The organism is Halomonas sp. KHS3, from assembly GCF_000830495.1.
In the GTDB taxonomy this organism is placed as follows: Bacteria; Pseudomonadota; Gammaproteobacteria; order Pseudomonadales; family Halomonadaceae; genus Vreelandella; species Vreelandella titanicae.
Genome location: NZ_JWHY01000002.1, coordinates 1,046,810 through 1,072,007 on the forward strand (window position 1 = coordinate 1,046,810; position 25,198 = coordinate 1,072,007).

Annotated in this window: 25 protein-coding genes; 17 read left to right on the forward strand and 8 right to left on the reverse strand. The window is 54.8% G+C overall.

Going from position 1 to position 25,198, the window contains the following annotated elements:
- The first annotated feature begins 248 nt into the window (after positions 1 to 248).
- Together RO22_RS06925 and RO22_RS06930 are read left to right on the forward strand one after the other, a co-directional pair.
- The gene (locus RO22_RS06925) at positions 249 to 794 is read left to right on the forward strand and encodes a phage tail protein (RefSeq protein ID WP_041157904.1); all 546 of its coding nucleotides are present in this window, start codon (positions 249 to 251) and stop codon (positions 792 to 794) included.
- A 66-nt stretch (positions 795 to 860) separates the two neighbouring features.
- Complete coding sequence (locus tag RO22_RS06930; RefSeq protein WP_027959606.1) at positions 861 to 1,181, forward strand: DUF6916 family protein; 321 nt, start codon at positions 861 to 863, stop codon at positions 1,179 to 1,181.
- A gap of 20 nt (positions 1,182 to 1,201) precedes the next feature.
- Here RO22_RS06930 and RO22_RS06935 read toward each other — a convergent pair whose 3' ends face one another.
- The 3 genes from RO22_RS06935 to RO22_RS06945 form a co-directional block, all read right to left on the reverse strand.
- Positions 1,202 to 1,702 (reverse strand): GNAT family N-acetyltransferase, encoded by a 501-nt coding sequence (locus RO22_RS06935; protein ID WP_027959605.1) that lies wholly within the window; start codon positions 1,700 to 1,702, stop codon positions 1,202 to 1,204.
- An 85-nt stretch (positions 1,703 to 1,787) separates the two neighbouring features.
- Positions 1,788 to 2,318, reverse strand: coding sequence for a FlgO family outer membrane protein (locus tag RO22_RS06940; RefSeq protein ID WP_035538611.1), 531 nt, complete (start codon positions 2,316 to 2,318; stop codon positions 1,788 to 1,790).
- Between the two features lie 64 nt (positions 2,319 to 2,382).
- A complete protein-coding gene (locus RO22_RS06945) occupies positions 2,383 to 3,048 on the reverse strand; it encodes a hypothetical protein (RefSeq protein WP_411906215.1) in 666 nt (221 codons plus the stop codon).
- Between the two features lie 210 nt (positions 3,049 to 3,258).
- Between RO22_RS06945 and RO22_RS06950 the strand changes: the two genes are divergently transcribed.
- From RO22_RS06950 to RO22_RS06960, 3 genes are all read left to right on the forward strand, one after another.
- Complete coding sequence (locus RO22_RS06950; RefSeq protein ID WP_318025894.1) at positions 3,259 to 4,269, forward strand: OmpA family protein; 1,011 nt, start codon at positions 3,259 to 3,261, stop codon at positions 4,267 to 4,269.
- A gap of 651 nt (positions 4,270 to 4,920) precedes the next feature.
- Entirely contained in the window at positions 4,921 to 5,838 is a 918-nt protein-coding gene (locus RO22_RS06955) for an HAD-IIB family hydrolase (RefSeq protein ID WP_041157905.1), read from the forward strand.
- A gap of 60 nt (positions 5,839 to 5,898) precedes the next feature.
- A complete protein-coding gene (locus tag RO22_RS06960) occupies positions 5,899 to 7,179 on the forward strand; it encodes a glycosyl transferase (protein WP_200890228.1) in 1,281 nt (426 codons plus the stop codon).
- Between the two features lie 207 nt (positions 7,180 to 7,386).
- On the opposite strand, the gene RO22_RS06965 is transcribed toward RO22_RS06960, so the two are convergent.
- Both RO22_RS06965 and htc2 read right to left on the reverse strand, forming a co-directional pair.
- On the reverse strand, positions 7,387 to 9,003 hold the full coding sequence (locus tag RO22_RS06965) for a methyl-accepting chemotaxis protein (RefSeq protein WP_009288459.1): 1,617 nt from the start codon (positions 9,001 to 9,003) through the stop codon (positions 7,387 to 7,389).
- Between the two features lie 275 nt (positions 9,004 to 9,278).
- On the reverse strand, positions 9,279 to 10,895 hold the full coding sequence (htc2, locus tag RO22_RS06970; protein WP_022519604.1) for a methyl-accepting chemotaxis protein Htc2: 1,617 nt from the start codon (positions 10,893 to 10,895) through the stop codon (positions 9,279 to 9,281).
- A gap of 199 nt (positions 10,896 to 11,094) precedes the next feature.
- Between htc2 and RO22_RS06975 the strand changes: the two genes are divergently transcribed.
- From RO22_RS06975 to RO22_RS07005, 7 genes are all read left to right on the forward strand, one after another.
- Positions 11,095 to 11,961 carry an MBL fold metallo-hydrolase gene (locus tag RO22_RS06975; RefSeq protein ID WP_041157906.1) on the forward strand — a complete coding sequence of 289 codons (867 nt, stop codon included), beginning with the start codon at positions 11,095 to 11,097 and terminating at the stop codon, positions 11,959 to 11,961.
- A 29-nt stretch (positions 11,962 to 11,990) separates the two neighbouring features.
- On the forward strand, positions 11,991 to 12,458 hold the full coding sequence (locus RO22_RS06980) for a YeeE/YedE family protein (protein WP_041157907.1): 468 nt from the start codon (positions 11,991 to 11,993) through the stop codon (positions 12,456 to 12,458).
- Between the two features lie 23 nt (positions 12,459 to 12,481).
- Positions 12,482 to 12,886 carry a DUF6691 family protein gene (locus RO22_RS06985; protein WP_027959597.1) on the forward strand — a complete coding sequence of 135 codons (405 nt, stop codon included), beginning with the start codon at positions 12,482 to 12,484 and terminating at the stop codon, positions 12,884 to 12,886.
- A 127-nt stretch (positions 12,887 to 13,013) separates the two neighbouring features.
- Complete coding sequence (locus RO22_RS06990) at positions 13,014 to 13,715, forward strand: response regulator transcription factor (protein WP_041157908.1); 702 nt, start codon at positions 13,014 to 13,016, stop codon at positions 13,713 to 13,715.
- Positions 13,712 to 15,031, forward strand: a complete 1,320-nt coding sequence (locus RO22_RS06995; RefSeq protein WP_041157909.1) for an ATP-binding protein — start codon at positions 13,712 to 13,714, stop codon at positions 15,029 to 15,031. Before RO22_RS06990 ends, RO22_RS06995 begins: the two co-directional genes overlap by 4 nt.
- 27 nt (positions 15,032 to 15,058) lie before the next feature.
- Positions 15,059 to 15,724 (forward strand): c-type cytochrome, encoded by a 666-nt coding sequence (locus tag RO22_RS07000; protein WP_027959595.1) that lies wholly within the window; start codon positions 15,059 to 15,061, stop codon positions 15,722 to 15,724.
- A complete protein-coding gene (locus RO22_RS07005; protein WP_041157910.1) occupies positions 15,721 to 16,737 on the forward strand; it encodes a c-type cytochrome in 1,017 nt (338 codons plus the stop codon). Before RO22_RS07000 ends, RO22_RS07005 begins: the two co-directional genes overlap by 4 nt.
- 878 nt (positions 16,738 to 17,615) lie before the next feature.
- Here the strand turns inward: RO22_RS07005 and RO22_RS24090 are convergent.
- The 3 genes from RO22_RS24090 to RO22_RS07015 all read right to left on the reverse strand — a co-directional run bounded on the left by RO22_RS24090 (position 17,616) and on the right by RO22_RS07015 (position 21,070).
- The gene (locus tag RO22_RS24090; protein WP_084625262.1) at positions 17,616 to 17,909 is read right to left on the reverse strand and encodes a GIY-YIG nuclease family protein; all 294 of its coding nucleotides are present in this window, start codon (positions 17,907 to 17,909) and stop codon (positions 17,616 to 17,618) included.
- 392 nt (positions 17,910 to 18,301) lie between these two features.
- Entirely contained in the window at positions 18,302 to 19,084 is a 783-nt protein-coding gene (dsbG, locus tag RO22_RS07010) for a thiol:disulfide interchange protein DsbG (protein WP_041157911.1), read from the reverse strand.
- 219 nt (positions 19,085 to 19,303) lie between these two features.
- Positions 19,304 to 21,070, reverse strand: coding sequence for a sugar phosphorylase (locus RO22_RS07015; RefSeq protein WP_041157912.1), 1,767 nt, complete (start codon positions 21,068 to 21,070; stop codon positions 19,304 to 19,306).
- A gap of 211 nt (positions 21,071 to 21,281) precedes the next feature.
- Here RO22_RS07015 and nrdR point away from each other — a divergent pair, with 211 nt between their 5' ends.
- The 5 genes from nrdR (at position 21,282) to nusB (ending at position 25,197) form a co-directional block, all read left to right on the forward strand.
- Complete coding sequence (nrdR, locus tag RO22_RS07020; RefSeq protein ID WP_022519727.1) at positions 21,282 to 21,773, forward strand: transcriptional regulator NrdR; 492 nt, start codon at positions 21,282 to 21,284, stop codon at positions 21,771 to 21,773.
- Positions 21,770 to 22,945, forward strand: coding sequence for a bifunctional diaminohydroxyphosphoribosylaminopyrimidine deaminase/5-amino-6-(5-phosphoribosylamino)uracil reductase RibD (gene ribD, locus RO22_RS07025; RefSeq protein WP_039860600.1), 1,176 nt, complete (start codon positions 21,770 to 21,772; stop codon positions 22,943 to 22,945). Before nrdR ends, ribD begins: the two co-directional genes overlap by 4 nt.
- An 87-nt stretch (positions 22,946 to 23,032) precedes the next feature.
- On the forward strand, positions 23,033 to 24,199 hold the full coding sequence (gene ribBA / locus RO22_RS07030) for a bifunctional 3,4-dihydroxy-2-butanone-4-phosphate synthase/GTP cyclohydrolase II (protein ID WP_027958809.1): 1,167 nt from the start codon (positions 23,033 to 23,035) through the stop codon (positions 24,197 to 24,199).
- 18 nt (positions 24,200 to 24,217) lie between these two features.
- Positions 24,218 to 24,706, forward strand: a complete 489-nt coding sequence (gene ribE / locus RO22_RS07035; RefSeq protein ID WP_007114490.1) for a 6,7-dimethyl-8-ribityllumazine synthase — start codon at positions 24,218 to 24,220, stop codon at positions 24,704 to 24,706.
- Positions 24,703 to 25,197 (forward strand): transcription antitermination factor NusB, encoded by a 495-nt coding sequence (gene nusB, locus RO22_RS07040; RefSeq protein WP_007114491.1) that lies wholly within the window; start codon positions 24,703 to 24,705, stop codon positions 25,195 to 25,197. The genes ribE and nusB overlap by 4 nt, the downstream gene beginning before the upstream one ends.
- Position 25,198 lies beyond the last annotated feature (1 nt).

Here is a 25,198-nt window from a genome sequence, read left to right on the forward strand (position 1 = left end):
GCAGTAAATTGAAGTTTATTGAGGAAATTACCAAATAAGTACTAAGATTATGGTCGCTGGCCTAAGTGTATGCAAGATTTACTGCTAGGTTCAATGAGGCTATGTTACTAGAGCGTGCAGCAGGGTTGCCCACTACTAACGCGCAGCGGTTAGTGGCCTAGTAGCGAGTGGACAATGTTAGCCAGCGTAGGCATTAAGTGATGCCTTATTAAAGGCATTTTTATTACAACAGTAACAAGGAGTGCTTTATGGATCCATTTGTTGGGGAAATCAAAATGCTAGGCTTTGCATGGGCACCGGTGGACTGGGCTCTGTGCAATGGTACCCAGCTATCTATTGCACAGTATCAGGCTCTCTACTCTTTGCTCGGCACTGTTTACGGTGGCAACGGCCAAACCACCTTTAACCTGCCAGATCTGAGAGGGCGAATGCCCAGAGGGCAAGGTCAGGGAGCGGGCATGGCAAATGTCGATATCGGGGAACTGGCTGGAGCGGAAAACCGCACACTGACTATCAATCAAATGCCTCAACATACCCATGCCGCAGGGGCAATGACTACGCCGGATGACGCCAATGAAGACACGCCTGCCACAGGAGATTATTTAGCCAGCGGAAAAACGGGCCTTAGTGGCTCTGTGAACAATTACTTCCGTGGCACCCCCTCTGGCACGGTTGAGTTAGGCAATGGCCAAACGGGCATTAGCGGAGGGAGCCAACCGTTTAACGTTATGAACCCTTATCTCGCCCTGAACTTCAGTATTGCATTGCAGGGTATCTATCCATCCCGCCAATAATAGGTAGGGCAACAAGTGATGGTGGCCGAACGTTTGGAGGTTCGGCCTCTTATCGTAGGAGTCACGATGTTAGGCACCATTACGGCGGCGGACTTTCAGCCGCTACAGGGAAAAGAGTGTACCTTTGAGGCGACCTCTGCGCTTTCGGTGAAGTTAACGGTCGAGCAAATAACAAGCCGCCCCGACTGCCAAGTGCCTGGGGCAGACGAAGCGCGAGAGCCTTTCGGTGTTCTTCTGTCTGGGCAGCAAGACGAGGTTGATTTTACCAGCGCCACCGGGGTCTTGCGCTTAGGCGACGGGGCAACGCTGGAAGGCGTCTACATTAACCGTGTGTTACCCCCAATGGGTGGTGACCCACGGCCCTGGTATCAACTGGTTTTTAACTAATAGTTTTAACTAATAGTTGACTAGGGCGTTTGCGGATACCAGACCCAGCGCTCTACTGCCCCCATTAATCCTTCAAAACGGAACCCTAGCTGCTGGTAAAGCTGTTTGGCATAAACATTAAATGGATCGACGGAGAGGGAAACGGGGCTCATAACTTGAGCCCCTGCTGACTGGACTGCCCTAAGAACAACAGCCCCATAACCCTTGTTACGTGCCCCCTTGATCAGCGCGAGGTCGAGAATATGCACTTCATTAGCACCGAAATCCACCGTCACACGGCCGATCCGCTCACCCTGTTTCTCGACAATATAATACAAGGCATTGGGGTAGGCGGTTCCATAACCGATTGCTTGGGCCTTAACCTGCATCTCAAGCAGCGCCTCAATCATGTCTTGATCAGCCAGCGCTAGTTGCAGGTCTTGCCGGATATCTCGATAAAGCGCTTCAAGAAAAAGATGATCTGAATCTCTAGAGGGCCGAAGTTGCAACCCATCGTTTAAGTGCCCGCCAATACCTGCCATTCGTTTGCCATTGCCCAAGGGTATAAGTTGATTGAATCGCCCACCACTACAAGATAAGCGTGAGCTTGTCAAAAATTGTGAGTGCTCACCAACCCCCTTGGCCCTCTAACAAGCTTCGGGTGTTGTTATTGAGTGGTAAGCGGAAATCGGCGCTGCCGAGTACCATGGCATCACCTGCTCGCACGACCCTAGCACTTACATAGACGTAGTCCTGGCCCTGTGCATAGGTGCCCATTAAAATTGAACGGGCGTTGTGCTGAGCGGTTAAACGCTGAACTTGCCGTGATAGAATCAATTCCCCCACGCTCTCTTCGATAAACATGCTGTCGCGCATTTTGACTTCGCGTACCTGCATACCCTGGCGGGCCAGTGCGGAGGCCATAATTTCAGAGCTAATACGCCCCAGTGTGGATGACTGGCTTAGATTGTCGATGCTCACAAAAGTGGCGGCAATCATGGGGCTATAGCGCGTGAGCTCTGGATTGCTGGCAACCATCTGCTCGGCAGCGGCATGAACCAATTCAGAGAGATCGGGTTCCGGTTCGGCGGGCGTATTGTTAGCATTGCCCAGCGCGCTGCAACCAGCCAGTAACAGTAGCGTTATGCCCATGGTCATCCCACGGGTAGCATGGCCGATAGAGCGAGCGCGCCAAGTAGTGAAAAGTGTCATCAGCATGAAATTACCACGTATCAGTAAGGGAAACGGAGGGTGTGGTAGGTGCCTGAGGCACGCGATGGGGGGCATATTGACGACGGTCACCGGCATTGATGTAGTAAATGTTGGACGAAGAGTAGAGAATTCGTTCGCCATCGATAATTTGCGTGGTCACGATGATCTCTTCGTCACCGGTGTATGTCCAACTACCGCTGGTGGTATCGGCAAGCATGCCGGCGGGGATTAATCCCAGCGCAGGTTCGCTCCACTGATTAAACGGAATCGTGGCTACCGCAATGCCCGCGGTGAGTGCGGTAAAAGCGCCAACCGGTGGGCGGATAAAGCCGCGGTCACGGTGCTCGACAACTTCGACGTCGATAGTGATATTGGCGCTGTTTGCAGTGGGGGCGGTGGTAAGGTTAGCGCCCCGTGACACCAGTTCGCTGGTCAGCAGTGCGCGAAAGCCACGCCCAAATTCACCGCCACTGTAGGCGTGCAGTGCTTCGCTATCTGACTCGCTGATGTGTAAATCGCGATTGCGGACGCGCTCGCGTTGTAAAATGCTGGTAGCTTCATGGCGGGCCAGCACATCCCAGTGGTGAGCTGCCTGCATACGTTGCTGTTCGGTATAGGGGTAGGTAGTGGCGATCGGCGCTTGAGATGTATTGGCATAAAAGCAGCCGCTAAGCATTAAGCTTGCCAGCCCCAAACTAACAGGACGTATGAAATAGGGTAATGGAAATAATCGGGGACGGGTGCGCACCTGCTGGTTCCTTTTTCGCTACAAAACGGCTTTTGATAGACTATGTGCTTTGCTTAGTTTGCCATGCCTAATTCGACGTATCTAATTCATCATACCTAGCAAGATCGGCCACGAGGTTAAAAACTTGAATGAGCGATAATGCCAATGCTTGAAGATCACCGCGGCGGTCCGCGCCATGATTCGCTGATGTCGGCCTATCATGAAAGTGATAGCGGTAGCGGTTGGATGATCAGTTATCTCGATATCATGACCTTGTTGGTGGCTCTGTTCGTGGTCATTATCGCCGCTGCAGGGCCGGTTATTCCTCAATTGAACCAGAAGGATAGTGTGAGCGAGGACGCGGGCACATCCTCGCCTACTTTGGGAGTCCCCCTGCCTGAAGCATTGGCCCAGGTAAGCCATAAGCGTGAGAGTGTCGCCCGGTGGAGCAGTGCAGGATTGAACCCCATGGCGATTAGTGCGGCACTTGGCGTGGCAGGGCTGCCCAAGCTGGCCGATCTTCCTCGACGAGTCAGCTTCGGTGTTCCACCGCTTTTGGCAGCACCATTGCCGCCTGCTGAGCCGGTTATTTCTTTACCAAAACTACTGATGCCCGCGGGCAGCGATGATTTTACATCGCCCTTAGCTGACTACATGGTGGTGCTAACCGACCACCCCCCGGCAAATGTACAAGCGGTGAGCGATGAGTCAGTAGCGGGGGCGACTGCGCTAAATCAGGCGCTTTCGGAACGCGTTGAAGAGTCTACCTATTTGCCCGACCTGGAGGGTGTTGAAGTATCGCGGGTGGCTGAGGGGATTAGCCTGCGTGTACAGGATCAACTGCTGTTTCCCTCTGCCACGGCTGAGCTAACCAACGATGGGTCGTCACTAGTGAGCAGTTTGCTCGAGACTATTCAGCGCTACGATGGCGAAGTGTGGGTGGAGGGCCATTCGGACAGCCAGACCATTAGCACCGAGGAGTTCTCATCTAACTGGGCGCTGTCGAGTGCTCGTGCCATTGCCATTGTGGAAGCGCTGGAAGCGGCGGGCGTGGATGCTGAACGCCTTCGCGCAGTCGGCTTGGCAGCAACAAAACCGCTAGAGAGCAACGCCACCGCGGAAGGGCGTGCACGTAATCGGCGGGTTGAGGTGGTGATTCATGTGGAGTAAGGGGCAGTTAATAGAGGAGTAAATAGCTGCTCAGCTATAAGGAAAATGTCATTGCGAGAAGCGCAGCGACGCGGCAATCTGATTTGTCAGTGATAGCTAACCCCGAGATTGCTTCTCTATGTTTGCAATGACGGCAACATGATCGCCACGCTTCGCTCGCGATGACATAAGAGGGGCAATGACATAGAAAAAAGCCCGCCGGGGGAGGCGGGCATTAAAGGGCTTGGCTCACTGCAGTCCACTGGCATCAGGTGAGGGGGTGTACAGGATTGCCAGTGGGTACAATATCAGTATAGCTATTTATTAAGCGTTGCCAAGTGCGGTAAAGCTTTTTTTACTTTTTATCATCTTAGTTATCGCTAATGCTTATTCTGAAAGGGGCTGTACAAAGCGCACCGATCTGCTTCATGCACTTTTGTGGTGCGTTTTAACTGCCTCTTTTTGGTGCTTGCAAGTACTCTGATTTATTTATCCCGTCAAATGCCACGTAACCCTCTGTTGAATAGACACTTCTCTGTTTTGGCTTATTAATTGCTATGCTTTACGTAGCAATTAATAGCTGGTCATAGTAGTTAATAGCTGGCCATAGCTATTTAGGCGTTCTAGACATGACGTCTTAACGAAGCGTTAAGGCCGAAGAGAGGTAGTGCTATGCCTGAACCCGCTCGTCTTTCAGCGTCAACCCCTTCGGTTGATCCGGCTCTGCAGCCGCGGCTTGTCTTGACCGATTTAGATGGCTCACTGCTCGACCATCACAGTTATGACTTCAGCCCTGCTGCTCCCTGGCTTGCCCGCTTAAAGCAAATGGGGGTGCCGGTGGTTCCGGTGACCAGTAAAACCCGTGCCGAACTGATACCGCTGCGCGAAGCGCTGGGCCTCACGGCAACCCCATTTATTGCTGAAAATGGTGCGGTTATTGGTCTCCCCCCTGGCTGGTGTCATGCACGCTTAGACCGTCCAGGCAGTGGCCGTGATGGTGTCGTTATCAAACATCCTGGTGTGGATATTGGCTTTATACGTGCCCGATTAAAGGTGTGGCGTGAACGCTTGGATATTCGCTTTACCCGCATGGGAGAGATGAGCGTAGCTGAGGTGATGGAGCTTACCGGGCTCGACGCAGTTCGCGCCCGGGATGCTCGGCAGCGGGAAGGTAGCGAACCGTTGTTGTGGGAAGACTCGGCCGTGGCCCTTGAGACGTTTCGCGCCGCTTTAGAGGGGGATGGCTTACAGCTTACTCAAGGTGGGCGCTTTTGGCATGTAATGGGGCGCTCCGCCGATAAGGGCAATGCCGTCGAGTGGCTGGTTAAACGCTTCACGGCATTAAGAGGGCGAATGCCTCTTTCATTGGGTTTGGGAGATGGGCCAAACGATATCACTATGCTCGAAGCAGTGGATCAAGCGGTCGTGATACGAGGTTGTCACGACTTAGCCGTAGAACCCCGCAACGCTTCGCTCTATCGCACGGATGCCACAGGGCCAACCGGCTGGTCTGAGGGAGTGGCCTACTGGTGGGGGCGAGATGACCGCCGTTTAGCGACGGCGGAAAAGGGCGATGCCGCTGTCCTTTGAGTACAGTTATTTGAGTCCAGTTATTTGAGTCCAGTTCTATGAATCCAGGGAGGTAAGTGAATGAGTGACTTTCATCAAAACGGAATTATTACCGACTTTCACAACCTTACCCGGCGCTCGGTGGAGGCGCTTGAACAAGAGCTGTGCCAGTTTGCTCGACGACGTCCAATGGGGCTGATTCTACCGTCGCTGTTTTCGGAGCTGGAAGGGCCAGCGCTGTCGGCGATCGTCGATGAGCTGGTTAAAGTCCCTTATCTCAACGAGATTGTCATTGGCCTGGATAGAGCCGATCGCGAGCAATTTTTATATGCTCGGGAGTTTTTCTCACGCCTGCCGCAACACACGCGCATCTTATGGAACGATGGCCCACGGCTGCGCGCCCTGGATGCGGAGCTGGAAGAGCACGGTTTAGGCGCTTTAGAGCCTGGGAAAGGGCGCAATGTATGGTATTGCGCAGGCTATATGCTGTCGTCAGGGCGCTCGACGGTGGTAGGGCTTCACGACTGCGATATTTTGACCTATGAGCGTGGGCTGCTTGCGCGCTTGATGTATCCGGTGGCGCACCCCAATTTCAATTACAGCTTCTGCAAAGGTTATTACCCCCGTATTGCCGAGGGTAAACTGAATGGGCGCGTCTCACGGCTGTTAGTCACACCGCTGCTGCGGGCGCTTAAAACTGTCTGTGGGCCGATGCCCTACCTTGATTACCTGGATAGCTTTCGCTACCCACTGTCAGGTGAGTTTGCGATGCGCAGCGAAGTGCTTGAGGGGATTCGTATGCCTGCGGATTGGGGGCTGGAAATTGGCGTTTTGTCGGAGTTACAACGCAACTACTCCCTGCGCCAGCTCTGCCAGGTAGATATTGCCGATGCCTACGACCACAAGCATCAGCCGGTTAGCGAAGATGATCCTGATAGCGGCTTAAACCGCATGAGCCTGGATATTTCAAAAGCGCTCTATCGCAAACTAGCCACCCAGGGGGTTACCTTTAGCAGCGAAGACTTCCGCACGCTTAAAGCTACCTACTACCGCTTTGCGCTGGATTTGATCGAAGCCTACGACCACGATGCGACGATGAACGGCCTAAGCCTTGATCGCCACAGCGAAGAGCAGGCCGTGGAGCTGTTTGCCAGTAACCTGCTCGAAGCGGGCAATCTTTTTATGGATAACCCACGTGAGCGACCCTTTATCCCCAGCTGGAACCGTGTTCAGGCCGCGGTGCCAGATCTGCTCACGCGTATGCACGAAGCGGTAGAGCTGGATAACCAAGGTAAGGTTTCGAGATTGCTTCACTGCGTTCCCAATGACAACACCGAGATCGCCACGCTTCGCTCGCGATGACACCCATTTGTCATTGCAAGGAGCCTACTCATATGTCATTGCGAGGAGCGCAGCGACGCGGCAATCTCGATCTGCGATGGCAGGTAACCTCGTCATTGCAAGGAGCCTACTCATATGTCATTGCGAGGAGCGCAGCGACGCGGCAATCTCGATCTGCGATGGCAGGTAACCYCGAGATTGCTTCACTGCGYTCSCAATGACAAGACATCAAAAATCGCTGTGCTGGAGGGCTGCACGCGGAGCCGATGACGAGGCGGGTAAATTTGCTTGTGCATGTCCCGTGCTCTGGTTAATGCGGAAGTGGGCAACCAGTTGACGCAGCTGAGCACTGAGCTGTGCGAGCGTTTGGGTGGCGTGGTTACTCTCTTGCACCAGGCCGGCATTTTGCTGGGTCATTTGATCCATCTGCGTTACCGCCTGATTGACCTGCTCAATGCCGCTGCTCTGCTCAATGGTGGCTGCAGAGATTTCCTGAACCAGTGTACTGAGCTGTTTAATGTCATCGACCATGCCATTGATCTCATCGCCGGTGTCATGCACTTGACGGCTGCCTTCCACCACTTTGCTATCCGACGCTTCGATCAGCGTTTTGATCTCTTGGGCGGCAGCAGCCGAACGGCTGGCTAGTTGGCGAACTTCATTGGCGACAACGGCAAAACCGCGCCCCTGCTCGCCGGCTCGGGCGGCTTCCACCGAGGCGTTAAGAGCCAAAATATTGGTTTGGAAGGCGATGCCGTCAATGGTGTTAACGATGCTGCTCATTTGGGTGGCGCTTTCGTTAATCGTCGCCATGGTGGAGATCACCGTGGACATTGAGTCACTGCCGCGTTGAGCGCTGTCAGCGGTGCGTGTGGCAAGTGTTCGCGCGTGATCCGCATGTTCGGCATTTTGTTTAACCGTGGCGGTAAGCTGCTCCATGCTGGAGGCCGTTTCGGCCAACGACGCTGCCTGCTCTTCGGTGCGTGTGGAAAGCTCTTCATTAACACCCACAATCTGCTCTACGCCACTGTTAACCTGGTTTGCGCCGTGGTGAATATCGCCAATGGTATTGGCCAGGGTTTCACGCATCCGGTTGATATCAAATAGTAAGCTCTGCTGATCCTTCGGCGAAAGCTGAGTGGTTTGGGTCAAATCTCCATCAGCAATATGGCGTACTACGCTAGCTGCATAGCGTGGGTCGCCCCCCAGCCTGCGAGCAACATCACGAATGACCCAGCCCATTAGCAGCGTTACAGGAAGGCCTATAATCAGCAGTACCATTACCGAGTAAATTAAACGTGTAATAAAAGCTTCGTTTATATCATCTACATAAACACCCGTGGCCAGCGACCACTGCCATTCGGGAAGATAGGCCACGTAACTGATTTTCGGTACCTGCTCATCACCAGTGATACGACGGGAGTAGTAGTCAACGTGCCCACCGCCAGCTTGAGCTGCTTCTCGAAAAGCAGCGTAAAGATCCATGCCGCTGGCATCCTGGTAAGCGCTCATGTCTTCACCGCGGGGGCGCTTGGGGTGGGAAACGATCTTTAGGTCATCATCGAAGGAGAAGATATATTCTCCACCGCCAAAACTGACGCTAGACATATTGTCGATGGCACGCTGTTGGGCTTCTTCAAGGCTGAGCTCTCCAGCAACTACCCGCTCTTGTAGCGCTTCAATTTGGCTCTGTACGCTTTCCACTACGTATTGAATACTGTCTCGGCGTTCACTCTCAATCGTCTGGCGATTCTCCCAGGCCAACCAGCCTACCAGCAGTAGCATGGCAACCCAGATAATACCCAGCGTTCCCCAGAGTTTTTGCGTCGTCGTTAAGCGTGTCATTTTTTTCCTAGCCGATGTAAGTAAGCAACGTTGTTCCCTATCGGCCTAAGGCACCAATACCTTAGCAAAATTTAAAGTAAATGCTGCCGCGGCAATTTCGCTTGCCGAGGCAGCATATTCTGAGATGTGTTTCACATCGCTTGCAATGACACCCAGTTGATCATTGTGAGGAGCCTACTCATATGTCATTGCGAGGAGCGCAGCGACGAGGCAATCTCGATCTGCGGTGGCAGGTAACCCTGAGATTGCTTCACTGCGCTCGCAATGACAAAACATCAAAAATCGCTATGCTGATGAGCGGTCTGCGGGGCGGGTGAGGAGGCGGGTAAGCTTGCCTGTGTATGCTCCGTGCTCTGGTGAATGCGGAAGTGGGCAACCAGTTGGCGCAGTTGGGCGCTGAGCTGGGCCAGGGCTTGAGTCGCGTGAGTGCTTTCTTGCACCAAGCTGGCATTTTGCTGGGTCATTTGATCCATTTGCGTTACCGCTTGGTTGACCTGCTCAATGCCGCTGCTCTGTTCAATGGTAGCCGCAGAAATTTCCTGAACCAGCGTACTGAGCTGTTTGATATCATCGACCATGCTGTTAATCACATCACCGGTGTCGCGTACTTGGCGGCTGCCTTCAACTACTTTGCTGTCCGACGCTTCGATCAGCGTTTTAATCTCCTGTGCCGCAGCAGCTGAGCGGCTGGCAAGTTGACGAACCTCATTGGCGACAACCGCAAAGCCGCGCCCTTGATCACCTGCTCGGGCGGCTTCAACTGACGCGTTCAGTGCCAAAATATTGGTTTGGAAAGCGATACCGTCAATGGTGTTAACGATGCTGCTCATCTGTGTGGCGCTTTCGTTAATCGTCGCCATAGTGGTCGTGACGGACGACATCGAGTCGCTGCCGCGCTGAGCGCTATCGGCCGCTCTGGTGGCAAGCTTACGCGCATGGTCAGCGTGTTCAGCATTTTGCTTAACAGTCGCGGTGAGCTGTTCCATACTGGAAGCGGTTTCAGCTAGTGATGCTGCCTGCTCTTCGGTGCGGGTCGAAAGCTCTTCGTTTACGCCCACGATCTGCTCTACGCCACTGTTGACCTGGCTTGCGCCGTGGTGGATGTCACCAATCGTCTCGGCAAGAGCTTCACGCATCCGGTTGATATTAAAAAGTAAGCTCTGTTGATCCTTCGGCGAAAGCCGTGTGACCTGGGTCAGGTCGCCGTCGGCAATATGACGTACTACGTTGGCTGCATAGCGTGGGTCTCCACCTAAACGACGAGAAACATCACGAATAACCCATCCCATCAGCAGCGTTACCGGCAGGCCAATGATCAGTAGTATCACGATCGAGCGAATCAAACCGGCAATAAAGGCGGCATTAATATCATCGACATAAACGCCGGTCGCCAGTGACCAGTCCCATTCGGGAAGGTGCGCTACATAACTGGTTTTCGGCAGCTGCTCGTCGCCACCCGCGCGGGTAGAATAGTAATTGACGTGACCACCACCTGCTTGCGCGACACGCAGCAACTCGGGGTACAGCGCCATCCCGCTGGCGTCTTCATAATTGGTCATGTCAGTGCCGGGTGTGCGGCTAGGATGCGATATAATCAGTAAGTCATCGTTGAATGAAAAGATATACTCGCCCGCCCCAAAGCTAACGCTAGACATATTATCGATCGCACGCTGCTGCGCTTCTTCCAGGCTAAGTTCACCGGAGGCTACCCGTTCTTGCAGGGCTTCAATTTGGTTTTGCACGCTTTCCACTACGTATTGAATGCTATCGCGGCGTTCGCTCTCAATCGTCTGGCGGTTCTCCCAGGCAAGCCAGCCAACCAATAGCAGCATGGCAACCCAGATAATACCCAGCGTTCCCCAGAGTTTTTGTGTCGTTGTTAAGTGAGTCATGTTCTTCCTAATTTTTGTAATTGAGTAACTCCTTCATTATCGGCCTAAATGGAGCAGACCTTAGCAAAAATAGTCTTGAACACTCTTTTGGGATATATAGCACCCTTATATTCTAAAATAATCTAAATATAGAACTTAAAATGCACTATGCTGTCTTTATAGCATGAGATTGAGATCACCACCCCTATGGGAGGCAACGATGCAACGCCCAATCGTTACGCACTTTTTTGATGAGCCTACGAACACCTTTAGCTATGTCGTCCAAGACCCTGATAGCCGTGCCTGCGCAATTATAGATTCGGTACTCGATTTTGATTATGCCGCTGGGCGAACCGACGTGCGATCTGCTAACACCATCATCGCTTTTATTCGCGAACACGATCTCGATGTAGTCTGGATTTTGGAGACCCATGTACATGCAGACCACCTCTCGGCAGCGCCATACCTACATGAACAGTTAGGGGGTAAAACCGGCATTGGTGCCAACATAGTGAAGGTGCAGGAGATATTCGGTAAGGCATTCAATGCGGGCAGTGAGTTTGCTCGGGATGGCAGCCAGTTTGATGCGCTGTTTGAAGAAGGGGATACGTTCGCCGTTGGCCAATTACAGGGCCAGGTGCTGCATACCCCAGGACATACGCCCGCTTGTTTAACCTACGTAATAGGCGATGCCGCCTTTGTAGGCGATACGCTATTTATGCCGGATTATGGCACCGCGCGGTGCGACTTTCCCGGTGGAGATGCGCGCACTCTTTATCACTCTATCCAAAAAGTATTGGCGCTTCCCGAGCAGACGCGGCTGTTCTTATGCCACGACTATAAAGCTCCCGGTCGCGATACCTTTCAGCATGAAACCAGCGTTGCGGAACAGCGCAGTGAGAACGTCCATGTTCATGAAGGTATCAGCGAAGACGAGTTCGTGAAGATGCGCACTGAGCGCGACGCCACCTTAGGCATGCCACGGCTCATTATTCCTTCGGTGCAGGTCAATATGCGTGCGGGGGAGCTGCCTCCGGCGGAAGAGAACGGCACTGTCTATCTCAAAGTGCCGCTTAATTTTTTCTAACGGTTTAAGTGCGAGCTGAGGAGTGATCAGTGGATTGGACAGCAGGCTTACAAGGGCTGGTTGGGGGTGTATTAATTGGGCTTTCCGCTACCTGGCTGATGGCAACGCTGGGGCGTATCGCCGGTATCAGTGGCATCGTGGGTAACTTGATAACCCAGCGCCCCAAGGGCGATAGCGCTTGGCGAGTGGCTTTTCTGTTAGGGCTGATTAGCGGCCCGCTTCTGCTTATGGCGTTAGGTGGTGGTTTGGGCAACGTTGCCGGAAGCCCTGGTGAGGTGATTGGCGCGCCGGTGGGAGGCGTAGGGTTAATGCTGGTGGCTGGGCTGTTAGTGGGCGTAGGCACGGGGCTGGGCAGTGGCTGTACCAGCGGCCATGGGGTATGCGGGCTGGCGCGCTTGGCACCACGCTCCATGGCGGCCACCGGTATGTTTTTGCTGACGGCGCTAGTGACCGTTTATATCTCGCGCCACATGCTAGGCCTAGGCGGTGGAGTATGAGTCAGTCAAACAAGAGTCATTGGATGAAAACAGCGGCAGGCTATGCGGCGGGGCTACTTTTCGGTATCGGCTTAGCTGTTTCAGGCATGACCGACCCCGCGCGAGTAGTGGGGTTTCTAGACGTAGCGGGCGCCTGGGATCCAACGCTGATGTTCGTATTGGGCGGGGCCGTCATCACCACCTTTGTTGGCTATCGGCTGGTATTCAAGCGTACTGCACCATTGTTGGGTGGCGTCTTTCAGTTACCGACCAAACGAGAGTTAGACGCGAAGTTATTAGGGGGCGCTGCCCTGTTCGGCATCGGCTGGGGGCTTTCCGGCTACTGCCCAGGGCCAGCGATTGCCTCCATTGGCGGTCTTTCCTTACCGCTATTGGCCATGCTGGTGACAATGGTGTTGGGGTGGTTTGCTGCTAAGCGTCTCGCCTAGCCATTCGTCCTTATTCGGCGATTGCCATGCCCGCGCCCTTGCCATCAAAGCAAGGGCGTTTTTATTTGTCTTAACGCTGGGTTAATGCCCGTCCGCCATGCTGATGGGTAATAAATAGGAAACCGCTATGCACGTCTTGTTGATTGAAGATGACCCGCTGGTTGCTTCGGGTATTCGCGCTGGATTAATGACCTTCGACTTTGTGGTCGATCACGTCTCCACGGGGAGCGCTGCCCGTCAGGCGATGCGAACGGTGGTCAGTGATGTGGTCATTCTTGATCGCGGATTGCCCGATGGCGATGGTCTTCAATTGCTGGCCGAGTGGCGCGAGCAGGGCAATGACGTTCCCGTGCTGGTGTTAACCGCTAGGGATGCGGTGCGTGACCGAGTGGATGGACTGCAGGGCGGCGCCGACGACTATCTGGTGAAACCTTTCGATTTAGATGAGTTGGTAGCGCGTTTGCACGCCTTGTTACGCCGAGTAGCAGGGCGCAGCAGCGGCCTGATTGCCCATGGCGCACTCTGCTTAGATCCAACGGCTAGGGAGGTCTACGTCGATGAACAGCTGATTATGCTGTCTCGCCGGGAGCTGGTGCTGCTTGAAACCTTCCTGCAATCGCCACGCAGCGTCCTGTCAGCCGACCAGCTCAAAGATAGCCTTTACGGTATGAACGACGATGTTGAGAGCAATGCGCTGAATGTGCATATCCACCACCTGCGCCGCAAGTTGGGTAGCGGCGTGATTGAAACAGTGCGCGGGCTTGGCTATCGGTTGGGCAAACCCGAGGCGGTACATGCGGCCGGTACGCCCTATAAGGGGCAGCTATGAGTTTACGTGCGCGCTTGCTGCTGACTCTGGGATTAACGCTGGCACTGCTCTGGGGTGTGGCGGCGGCGTGGCTGATGCGCGACCTGGAAGAGAAGTTTGTGGAAACCCTGGATCAGCGCTTAGCGCAGTCGGCAAGAATGGTGGCCGGGTTAGTCCTGCAGCTGCCGTTTGACGTATGGGAGGATGCCGAGCATCCAGTGCTGTCTATTCCACCCATTGAAGGTCTGGCCTGCCAAGTGCACTCGCCCCAAGGCGAAATCATGGCGCGCACCCATGCCGATATGGACGCTATTCTCGCCCCGGGAGAGGGCGGCCACACTTATCGCCAGGCAGGCGACGTGACTTGGCGGGTATTTACCTACGAGCGCGGTGGCATCGTGATTACCACCGCTGATCGTATGGATGAGCGCGATATGCTGCTCGGCGGCGTTATACGCATGACCGTGGTGCCCTTTATCGTAGCGCTGGTAGGCAGCATGTTTGCGCTTTGGCTGGGGGTTTGGCGTGGCTTAGCACCGCTAACACGGCTGCGCGAATCGCTGGCCAATCGCCACCCCGATGCACTGGCCCCTGTCGCTACCTATGGCCTGCCTAAAGAGATTCGTCCGCTGATTGAGACCCTCAATGCGCTTCTAGCGCGCGTACAGCAAACCATTATCCGCGAGCAGCGCTTTACCAACGACGCTGCCCACGAACTGCGCACGCCGCTTACTGCGATCAAAACCCACCTGCAAGTGGCTCGCCGGGTCGAAGGTCAGGCCGCAATAACATCGCTCAACTATGCTGAAGAGGGAGTGGTGCGGTTGAGCTCAACCCTTGACCAACTGCTCACGCTGGCTCGCGTAGAGGGGCGTGTGCGCTTTGATGATGGTGAGGCTAGTCGCGTCGCAGATGTGGCCGAACACGCCCTGGCGGATAGCCAGCACAACAAATCAGCCCGCTTTGTAGTGTCGCCCCATTGGCCCGATGTCGCCCTTGCGATGCCCCGCGAATTGGCTATCACCGCGCTGCGTAATTTGCTCGATAACGCTATTAACCATGGGCCCGCCGGTGCCCCCGTTAACTTTGATGCGCAGTGGGAGCCAGGGGAGCGCCATCTTACCTTTAGCGTTAGCGACCAAGGCCCAGGTGTTGATGGCGCGACGCTTGAACAATTAACTCAACGATTCTGGCGCGCCAGTAAACAGCAAGGCAGTGGACTGGGGTTAGCCATTGTGGCTGCTATCGCCGAACGTTTTGGTGGCGAAGTGACGTTTGTCAGCCCTGCTGGAGGTGGTTTTACCGCCCGTCTGGTGGTGCCAGTGGCGGGTAGCTAACAACGATAACGCAAGGGAGAAACCGAGATGAATAAAAAATACTTAAGCAGGTTTGGCCTGCTGATAGGGATTAGCTTAGTCACTGGAGGCGCGCTGGCGCAGCAGGGTGACGCGGAGCGAGGCCAGGCTGCAGCGGCTACCTGCACAGCCTGTCATCAGGCCGATGGCAGCGGTATGAATGTGCCCAATGGTGAGTCATGGCCGCGCTTAGCGGGGCTGAATGCGGACTATATCGCTAAGCAGTTGCACGACTTTAAAGCCGGGCAGCGTCAAAATGCGACCATGATGACGTTTGCCAATATGCTCGACGATCAGCAAATAGCCGATGTTGCCGAATACTATAGCCAAATGCCGGTAACGCCGGGGCAAGGCGGCGATGAGGCCGACGAAGCGCTGCTGGCGCGGGGTCAACAGCTTGCCGAACGCGGCGATTGGAACGCCTACATTGTTTCCTGCCAAAGCTGCCACGGGCCCGGTGGTACGGGCGTTGGCAGCACCTTCCCAGGTGTCGCCAGCCAGCATGCTGGCTATATCAGCGCTCAGTTGAGGGCGTGGAAAAACGAGACACGCATCAACGACCCACAGAATCTCATGGGGGCCATTGCCAAGCGCATGAGCGATAACGACATTCAGGCGGTGTCTGCCTGGTATGCCACGCAACCCGGTTCAGAAGAACAGGAGACAGCACAATGATCATCTGTCGTCGCTCCCTCGTCATAACGCTGACCGGCTGCTCGCTTGCGTTCGGTACCGTTTATACAGCCACGGTTTTTGCCCAGCCAGAAGAGCGTCCAGATGCTGCGCTGAATATGCTGGTACACGAGCCCCCCACCATGGAAGACCTTGAGAATTCCGAACTTCATCCGGAGCTGAAGAAAGTCATCCGCTATGGGCATGATCTATTCACCAATACGCAGCAGTTGCGTGGTGAGAACGTGTTCAATGATATGAACTGCTCTAGCTGTCATTTGGGCGAAGGGCGGGTGCCGTTCAGTGCGCCAGTGTGGGCCGCGGCTATCACGCTGCCGGACTTCCGTGGTAAGAACCAGCATGTGAATAACTTGGAAGAGCGTATCGCAGGCTGCTTTGCTTACTCCATGAACGGCGTGCCACCGGAGTATGGCAGCGATGAAATGCTGGCGCTGAGCGCCTACCATCAGTGGCTGGCCACCGGTGCGCCGATGTATCCAGACAAACCGATCTATGGGCGTGGCTTCCCCGCGCCGGATGAGCCAGCTGAAGAGCCCGACTACGCTAGAGGCGAAGCGGCTTACCAGCAAAATTGTTCGATTTGCCACCAAAAGGATGGATCGGGCCACTATGAAAACGGCGAATACGTATTTCCAGCCCCTTGGGGCGACGGCTCTAATAATTGGGGCGCGGGGATCGCGCGAGTAGAAACCATGGCGGGCTTTATTTACCAAAATATGCCGCTTGGTCAGCCGCGGTCACTCAGCGATCAAGACGCCTGGGATATTGCTTACTTCATAAGCAGCCAAGAGCGACCCCAAGACCCTCGCTACACGGGCGATGTCGCCGAGACAGCCGAGCGTTTTGGCCCGACCTTCCATAACCGCTCACTGTACGGGCAAACCCGCGAACACGACGGCCATGTACTCGGTGATCACGACAACTTCGGGGAGAAGGGCGACCTTAAACCCTGGAACGTCGGGATGCCGAGGTTTGAAAACCTTTCCGAGGAGTAATACCGTCACGAAATGTGATTATGAGGAACTTTCATTTTTTGTCATTGAGAGGAGTCCTCTTTATGTCATTGCGAGGAACTTGCGACGAAGCAATCTTTGGCGGCGGTGGCAGATTAACCCCGAGATTGCTTCACTACGTTCGCAATGACAGGTAGAGGATTTCAATGACATCACCTACGTCATTGGGAGGAGCGCAGCGACGCGGCAATCTTTGGCGGCGGTGGCAGATTAACCTCGAGATTGCTTCACTACGTTCGCAATGACAGGTGAAGGATTTCAATGACATCACCTACGTCATTGCGAGGAGCGCAGCGACGCGGCAATCTTTGGCGGTGGCAGATTAACCCCGAGATTGCTGCACTACGTTCGCAATGACAGGTGAAGGATTTCAATGACATCACCTACGTCATTGCGAGGAGCGCAGCGTGGCAGATTAACCCCGAGATTGCTTCACTACGTTCGCAATGACAGGTAGCGGATTTCAATGACATCACCTACGTCATTGCGAGGAGCGCAGCGACGCGGCAATCTTTGGCAGTGGCAGATTAACCCCGAGATTGCTGCACTACGTTCGCAATGACAGGTGAAGGATTTCAATGACATCACCTACGTCATTGCGAGGAGCGCAGCGACGCGGCAATCTTTGGCGGCGGTGGCAGATTAACCCACGTTCGCAATGACAGGTGAAGGATTTCAATGACATCACCTACGTCATTGCGAGGAGCGCAGCGACGCGGCAATCTTTGGCGGCGGTGGCAGATTAACCYCGAGATTGCTTCACTACGTTCGCAATGACAGGTAGCGGATTTCAATGACAGGGAGGGCCCACAATGAAAGAGAGGCTCACGATAATAAGGGGTGTGGCACTCAGAATGATATTAGTATGGGGCAAGCTCAACCCAATCAGGATTAAGGGAGTCAATTAGAGCATTTTTACGTTGACGTGAACCCGCTTTAAGCTGTTTTTCGCGCCTGATGGCATCTTCTATACTATTTGACTCCTCTAGCCATACAAGTTTGTGGCAACGGTACTTTTTGGTGAATCCTGGCATTAAACCTTGGCGGTGTTCATAAAGCCTGCGCTCCAAGTTGTTTGTAACTCCTATGTAAAGAACGCGGTGAGTGCGGTTAGTCAGAATATAAACATAATAAAGATTGTTTGTTGTCGACATGAACCGACCTTTCGGTGATGGATTTTTATTAATCTAACTTCATTTTATTAGCAATGGTAGGGGCGCATCATTGCAGTCAGTATCCTTATTTTGACTATGAAAAGTGAAACGACCTTAGCTTGCAGTGGTAGATTAACCTAGAGATTGCTCCGCTTGCGCTCGCAATGACAGGGGGCGGGCTCACAATGTCGGGTTGCTCGCAATAACAAATTAGATGCTATTGCGAGTAGCCCTATTCATGTCATTGCGAGGAGCGCAGCGACGCGGCAATCTTTGGCGGCGGTGGCAGATTAACCCCGAGATTGCTTCACTACGTTCGCAATGACAGGTAGCGGATTTGCGAGGAGCGCAGCGACGCGGCAATCTCAGCTAGCGGTGGCAGGCTAAGTTCATCAAGGTGTTTCACTGCCCATCATCTCGATCAGCCGCTCATCACTGGGCATACCCTGAATACGGTCAAGACGCACGGCCCCGTTCTCTGTTTCACGCTGAAAAACGGAAGTGGGGGTTGCATATAGGCCCAGCTCTTCGAACAACTGGTTATTGGCGTACACCTGCTCTTCAATTTCTCTCGGTTGGGCACTAGCTTCGATTTCCTGCTGGCCGCTTTCATGGGCATGCAGTGTCGCCGCTGGATCGTCGGCGCCGAGAATAGCGGCTGCTTTTCCAGGGCTGTCGGGTGCTAAGATACCTACCATGATATGGCGTAGCTGCACCTCACCTGCTTCCACCCAGGGGCGAACGTCTTGCCACATTTGACGGCAGTAGGGGCAGTTGGCATCCGTGAAGGTGTAAATCACCCGGGGGGCATCCATATTGCCGTCCTGTACCCAGTGGCTTTCGCTTAATAGCTGCCATGTTTGTGCCTCTAGCGGTGCACGTACATGCTCATCCAGTTGCGCTTCGGTAAGGTCATTCCCCTCATTATCCATTAGCGTACCCACCACGGCGTGCTCGCCATCCGGCGTCAGGTAAATCGCCATGTCCTGGCCCTGCACGCTGGCGCCGTAGCCGCGCAACCCTCCGGGGGCATCGAATTGACCATGAATTTCCAAGCCTTGGTCGGCAAGTGCCTGAATAGGGGCGGGGAGCTCATCGGCATAGCTCGCAGAGGTGCCGACCAATCCTGCCAGCAGGAGAAAACCACTTATGCCAGCGTGACGTTTTAAGTGCATTGCAGCGCCTTGTTTGAATAAGAGTGAGAGGCTAGAGATTTAATAACCGCCGCCTTAGTGCTGGTAATCCCTAAAATAATGCCGTGTTGCGATTATCGCAGCACAACATTATTTAGGGATTATGCGCTTTATAACTGGGGCAATATGTCGCAACTTACGGTTTTTGAAACTTACGATTTTTGAAACTTTAGATTTCTCAATGGTATTAACGAAATGGTGTTAACTATCCGCTACCAGCCAACGCACCGCGTAGGGCGGCAGCGCTCCTTCTGCGACCCAGGGGTTAGCGGGATCCAGCGCTTGCCAGGCGTGTTTTTCAAGTGCCTGGGTAACTGCCTCGCCCACGTTTTCTAAGGGAAGCGGCAGATCGGTGACGTTGTACAGCGCCAGTAATCGGCGGCCATCGTGCAGTGGGCCGCGCTCTACCGCCAGCAGTTCCGGTGCCGAGACTAACGCCCGCTGGGCGGCATTGGGGTGAAAGCAGGGCTCTTGACGGCGCTGGTCTAATAGCCGGTTTAAGGCGTGAAAAACATCGTGGGTGGGCGTTGAAGGGCTATCTAACAGCAGGTCTAGCTCGCTACGCTGCCAGCGCCGGCGGTTGATCGAACGTAGCCGCCCACTGCGCTCAACGCCTTCCACGTCATTGAGTGTGCCAGTTAGGGTGTGAATATACAGCGCGGGGATACCTTGCAAACTCAGCATAATTGCTTGGCTGCATAGAAAACGCGCTACCTGCCACGGGTCGGGGCCGCGGCGGGTGCCGCGCATGGCTTCAAACCAGGTGATATTGATCTCATAGGGCGTATCGCTTCCATCGGGGTTGCTACGCATGCTGACAAAGCCTCCGAAACGGTGCATCAGCTCCAGCAGCGCATCCCGCTCGTGATCGGGCAATAAACCTTCCAAGGGGCGCACGCCAATGCCGTCGTGGCTGGCCGTAAAGTTGAGGTAGGTGCATTGGTCGGGCAGTACCGGAAGGCTGGCAAGCCAGGTTTGTAAGGTGCTCGCTTCGCCCCGGGTGAGGGTGTGCAATAGCAGCGGGGGGAGGGCAAACTGATACACCATATGGGCTTCGTCGGGGCCCCCCGCTGGCAACCGATCCAAGCCAAAATAACTGATATTTTCCTGGTGGGGCACATTGGTTTCGGTGATTAACAGGGTACCTGGGGCCACGTGATCCACAATCGCTCGTAGCAGCCGCACCACAGTGTGGGTTTCCGGCAGGTGAATGCAGGCAGTACCCAGCCGCTTCCACAGAAAGGCCACCGCATCCAAACGTACAATCCGCGTTCCTTGCTCCAGGTAGAACAGCAAAATACCCACGAACTCCAGCAGCACATCCGGATTTTCAAAGTTCAGGTCAAGCTGGTCTTCGGAGAACGTCGCCCACAGGTAGCGGGTGCCGCGCCGGGTGGAAATGGGCACCAGCAGCGGGCTGCTGCGTGGGCGCACCACCTGGGAGACATCGGTCTCTGGATCGACTTCGATAAAGTAGTCGCGGCCGGGCAGGCTGCCGCTCAGGTAATCCACAAACCAGAGAGACTCCCGTGAGACGTGATTGAGCACCAGGTCGGCCATTAAGTCGTAATGGCTGGCGAGTTCGCGGATGTGCGACCAATCACCAAGATCGGGGTTCACTTCACGGTAGTGGATCACCGAAAAGCCGTCGTCGCTGCTCCAGGGAAAGAAGGGCAGTACATGTACACCGCTGATGCGATCGCCCAACCGCGCTTGAAGAAAATCGCTAAGCACTGCCAACGGCGGCACACTATCTTCAATAATCGAGTCACCGTAGCTGATCACCCACTGATCTTTTTCGCTCCAAGAGGGTGCGTTTTTAGTGCTGGTTCTACCGGAGCTGGATGAAAATGGGGCAAGCGACTGAAAATGCGCTAGACGCTGGTTTAAACGGCGCTGCACTTCCCCCGCCCTGGGGCCATAAAGGTGGCTGAGGTAGTCGTTAACGGTCTGCTCAAAGGGGGGCATGGGTAGCTCCTGATAAACAATCTGCCACAAACGCTGCAGCTTGTGTGCCAAATCGTTACAATACGAGGTTGATACCGCGTTTAAACGCTAAGATACATTAGCTTGTGGCAGTTACTACTGCTAAAACGCTATTAATAGCACACACATTGACAGGTTATAACACGCTAACTCGTGCGGTACGCCGACACGAGCTGACAACAGGTTGACCGCCATGCATTGCCCTTTTTGTGGTGCAAACGATACTCGAGTGACTGATTCGCGCCTGGTAGCGGATGGTGATCAGGTACGCCGTCGACGCCAGTGTGCGAGCTGCCAAGAGCGCTTTACCACCTACGAAACCGCAGAATTGGTAATGCCGCGGGTGGTGAAGTCCGACGGCTCCCGCGAGAGCTTTAATGAAGCCAAACTGCGGGCAGGTATGTTGCGTGCGCTGGAAAAGCGTCCGGTCAGTGCAGAAGCCATTGAAGCGGCGGTAGAGCGCATCCGCCAAACCTTACGTGCCCGGGGCGATCGCGAAATCAACGCCCGTGATATTGGCGAGTCGGTCATGCAAGCGCTTAAAACCCTCGATCACGTAGCCTATATCCGCTTTGCTTCGGTATATCGCAAGTTCCAGGATCTGGATGAATTTCGCGCTGAGATTGACCGGCTGTCCCAAGAGCCCTCTTCCCGACTGGGCCATGGCAGCGAGTCGTCAAAATGAGTGCTGTCTTTAGCCAAGCCGACCACCGCTATATGGCGCGGGCGCTGCAACTGGCGCAAAAAGGCTTATACACCACGGATCCCAACCCGCGGGTCGGCTGTGTGATTGTGCGTGACGAGCAGATTGTCGGTGAAGGCTTTCACCTGTGTGCCGGTGAACCCCACGCCGAAATTCACGCGTTGAATGATGCTGGTGAGCAAACCCTGGGCGCGACCGCGTACGTCACCCTGGAGCCTTGTTCCCACACCGGCCGCACTGGCCCCTGCGCGGTGGCGCTCCAGGAAGCGAAGGTGTCGCGGGTAGTGGTTGCCATGGTGGATCCGAACCCGCAGGTGAGTGGCCGCGGTATTCGTCTGCTTGAAGAGGCGGGTGTTGAGGTGGCGGTGGGGTTATTAGAGAGTGACGCGCGCGCTCTGAATCCCGGCTTTATTGCTCGCATGACCCAGCAGCGTCCCTTTGTGCGCCTGAAAATGGCGATGAGTCTAGATGGTCGTACCGCCATGGGGTCGGGGGAGTCTCAGTGGATCACCGGGCCTGAAGCACGCACCCAGGTGCAGCGGCTACGGGCACGCTCCAGCGCGATATTAAGCGGCGTTGAGTCGCTCATTATGGACGACTCTCGGCTGACGTTACGAGCAGAGCAGTTACAGCTTAACAACGCAGACGAAGTGGTTCGCCGCCAGCCCCTGCGGGTGATTTTAGATACCCACTTGCGCCTACCTCTGGCGGCAGCCTGTTTAAGCGAGCCTGGGCGTACGCTAGTGATCACCACATCAGACCACTTGGAAGAGAAGCGGGAACGGTTAACTCAGGCGGGCGCTGAAGTACAGGTGTTGCCCGCCGGTAGCGATGGCCGTATCGATTTAGTGGCAATGCTGCAGTGGTTAGCCGAAAATGAACAGGTTAATGAACTGCTAGTGGAAACCGGAGCGACATTGGCGGGCGCTATGCTCGATGCGGCGTTGGTCGATGAGCTACAGCTGTTTGTTGCCCCCACACTGTTAGGCGGCGAAGCGCGGCCCCTTTTTGCGTTGCCAGGGCTCTCACGTATGGCCGATCAGCGGCGGTTAACCATTCACGATATGCGAGCAGTAGGGCGCGATTGGCGCATTATTGCATCCCCTCTAGCGACTAGCGCATCTGGCGAATTTTGCGAGAGCAAGGTACCCTGACGCGCAAAATCGTGACTCACTCTCGCGACACTCTTTCTCGATAACCTATCCTGACAAGCTATCGTGACAACACTTATTGGAGATTCCATGGCGCACCCCTCCTCTAGAGGCTTAGCCCCTATCGCCGAGCTGGTGGACGATATCCGCCAGGGCAAAATGGTGATTCTCATGGACGATGAGGATCGCGAAAATGAAGGTGATATCATCATGGCCGCCGAAAAAGTGCAGGCCGAGCATATCAACTTTATGGCCCGTTTCGCCCGCGGCTTGATCTGCATGCCGATGACTCGCGCCCGCTGTGAGCAGCTTAATCTGCCGCTAATGGTGCGTGATAACGGTTCCGGTTTTGGCACCAAGTTTACTCTCTCCATTGAGGCAACCGAAGGCGTCACGACGGGTATTTCAGCTGCAGATCGTGCGCGTACCGTGCAAGCCGCGGTGGCACCCAATGCAAAGCCCTCTGATATCGTTCAGCCAGGCCATATCTTTCCGCTGATGGCCGAGCCGGGCGGCGTGCTGCGCCGTGCCGGGCATACGGAAGCTTCGTGTGATTTGGCGGCACTGGCGGGCTGTGACCCTAGCGGTGTAATCTGCGAGATTATGAATGATGATGGCAGCATGGCGCGCCGCCCCGAGCTTGAAGCCTTCGCCCAGGAGCACGGTATTAAGATCGGTACCATCGCGGATCTGATTCACTACCGTATCGTTAACGAACAGACCATCGATCATCTGGAAGCGTCAACGGTCATGACCTCCCATGGCGAGCTTGAGCTGCACGTGTTCCGTGATCGTATCCAGGGCGCTCACCATTTGGCGTTGGTGAACGGTCAGCCCACACCGGAACAGGCCACCACGGTGCGCGTGCATCTGACTGATACGCTGCGCGATGTAATGGGCTTGATGAAAGACGAACAGTGCCGCTGGGATGCCCATCGCGCGCTGGAAGAGATTGCCAGTGCCGCGCCAGGCGTGTTTGTTTTGATTGACGACGGCCGCCCGCACCAGGATTTGAAAGACCAGCTGGATATCTTTTTGGATCGCGTGCGCCAGCCGCGTACCAGCGACTCCGACGGTGCCGGTAACTACTTGACCATCGGCACCGGTTCTCAGATTCTGCGCTATTTAGGCGTGGGTAAAATGCGATTACTTAGTTCACCGTGGAAGTTTTCGGCGCTGTCCGGCTTTGACCTCGAAGTTGTAGAGCGTCTGGGCCCTAATGACACGGCGTATGAACCAACTTCTCAGCAGAACTAATTCAGCAGGAATAAATTGATGCACTCCCTCACTCAAGTTGAAGGTACGTTTGTTGATGTCGATGGCCGCTATGTCATCGTGGTCGGCCGTTTTAACCATCACGTGGTCGATAGCCTGGTGGAAGGCGCCGTCGACAGCTTGACCCGTCACGGTGTCGACGCCGAGCATATCCACATTGTTCACGTGCCGGGCGCCTGGGAACTCCCGCTGGCGGTGAAGCGCGTGTTGAAGGTAATGAAACCCGACGCAGTGATTGCCCTGGGCGCGGTCATTCGCGGTGGCACACCGCATTTTGAATACGTGGCGGGCGGCTGTAATACGGCGATTAATCACTTACAGCTTGAGTTTGATACCCCGGTGGCTAATGGTGTGTTAACCGTTGAAACCATTGAGCAAGCGATTGAGCGTGCAGGCACCAAGGCCGGTAACAAAGGCACCGAAGCTGCCATGGCCGCGATGGAAATGGTCTCTCTGCTCCGTGCGCTACCGTCAGGAGATACCCAATGAGCGAGCGTAAACCCTCTGCCGCTCAGCAGGGCCGCCACGCGGCGCGGGAATTAACGGTGCAGGGGCTTTATCAATGGCACATGACGGGTAAATCCATTACCACCATTGAAGCCGAGTTTCGTAGCCAGGTCGCCGACGATGACCTGGAAGATCACGAAAATTGGGTCAAGGTGATGGAGATCGCCGACAAGGCGCTGTTTCACGAGTTACTCCATAATACCGTGCGGTTCAAAGCGGAACTGGATCGTGAAATCTCTCCCCTGCTAGACCGCCGCTTAGAAGATCTCGATGCGGTAGAGTTGGCCATCCTACGGTTGGGCGCTTACGAGCTTTCCCGCCGCATGGAAGTACCTTATCGTGTCGTCATTAACGAAGGCGTTGAGCTGGCTAAGTCATTTGGCGCCACCGATGGCCATAAATACGTGAACGGCATTCTCGACAAGCTGGCTATTCGCTTGCGCAGTGCCGAGGTCAGCGCTCGTCGTCTCTGAA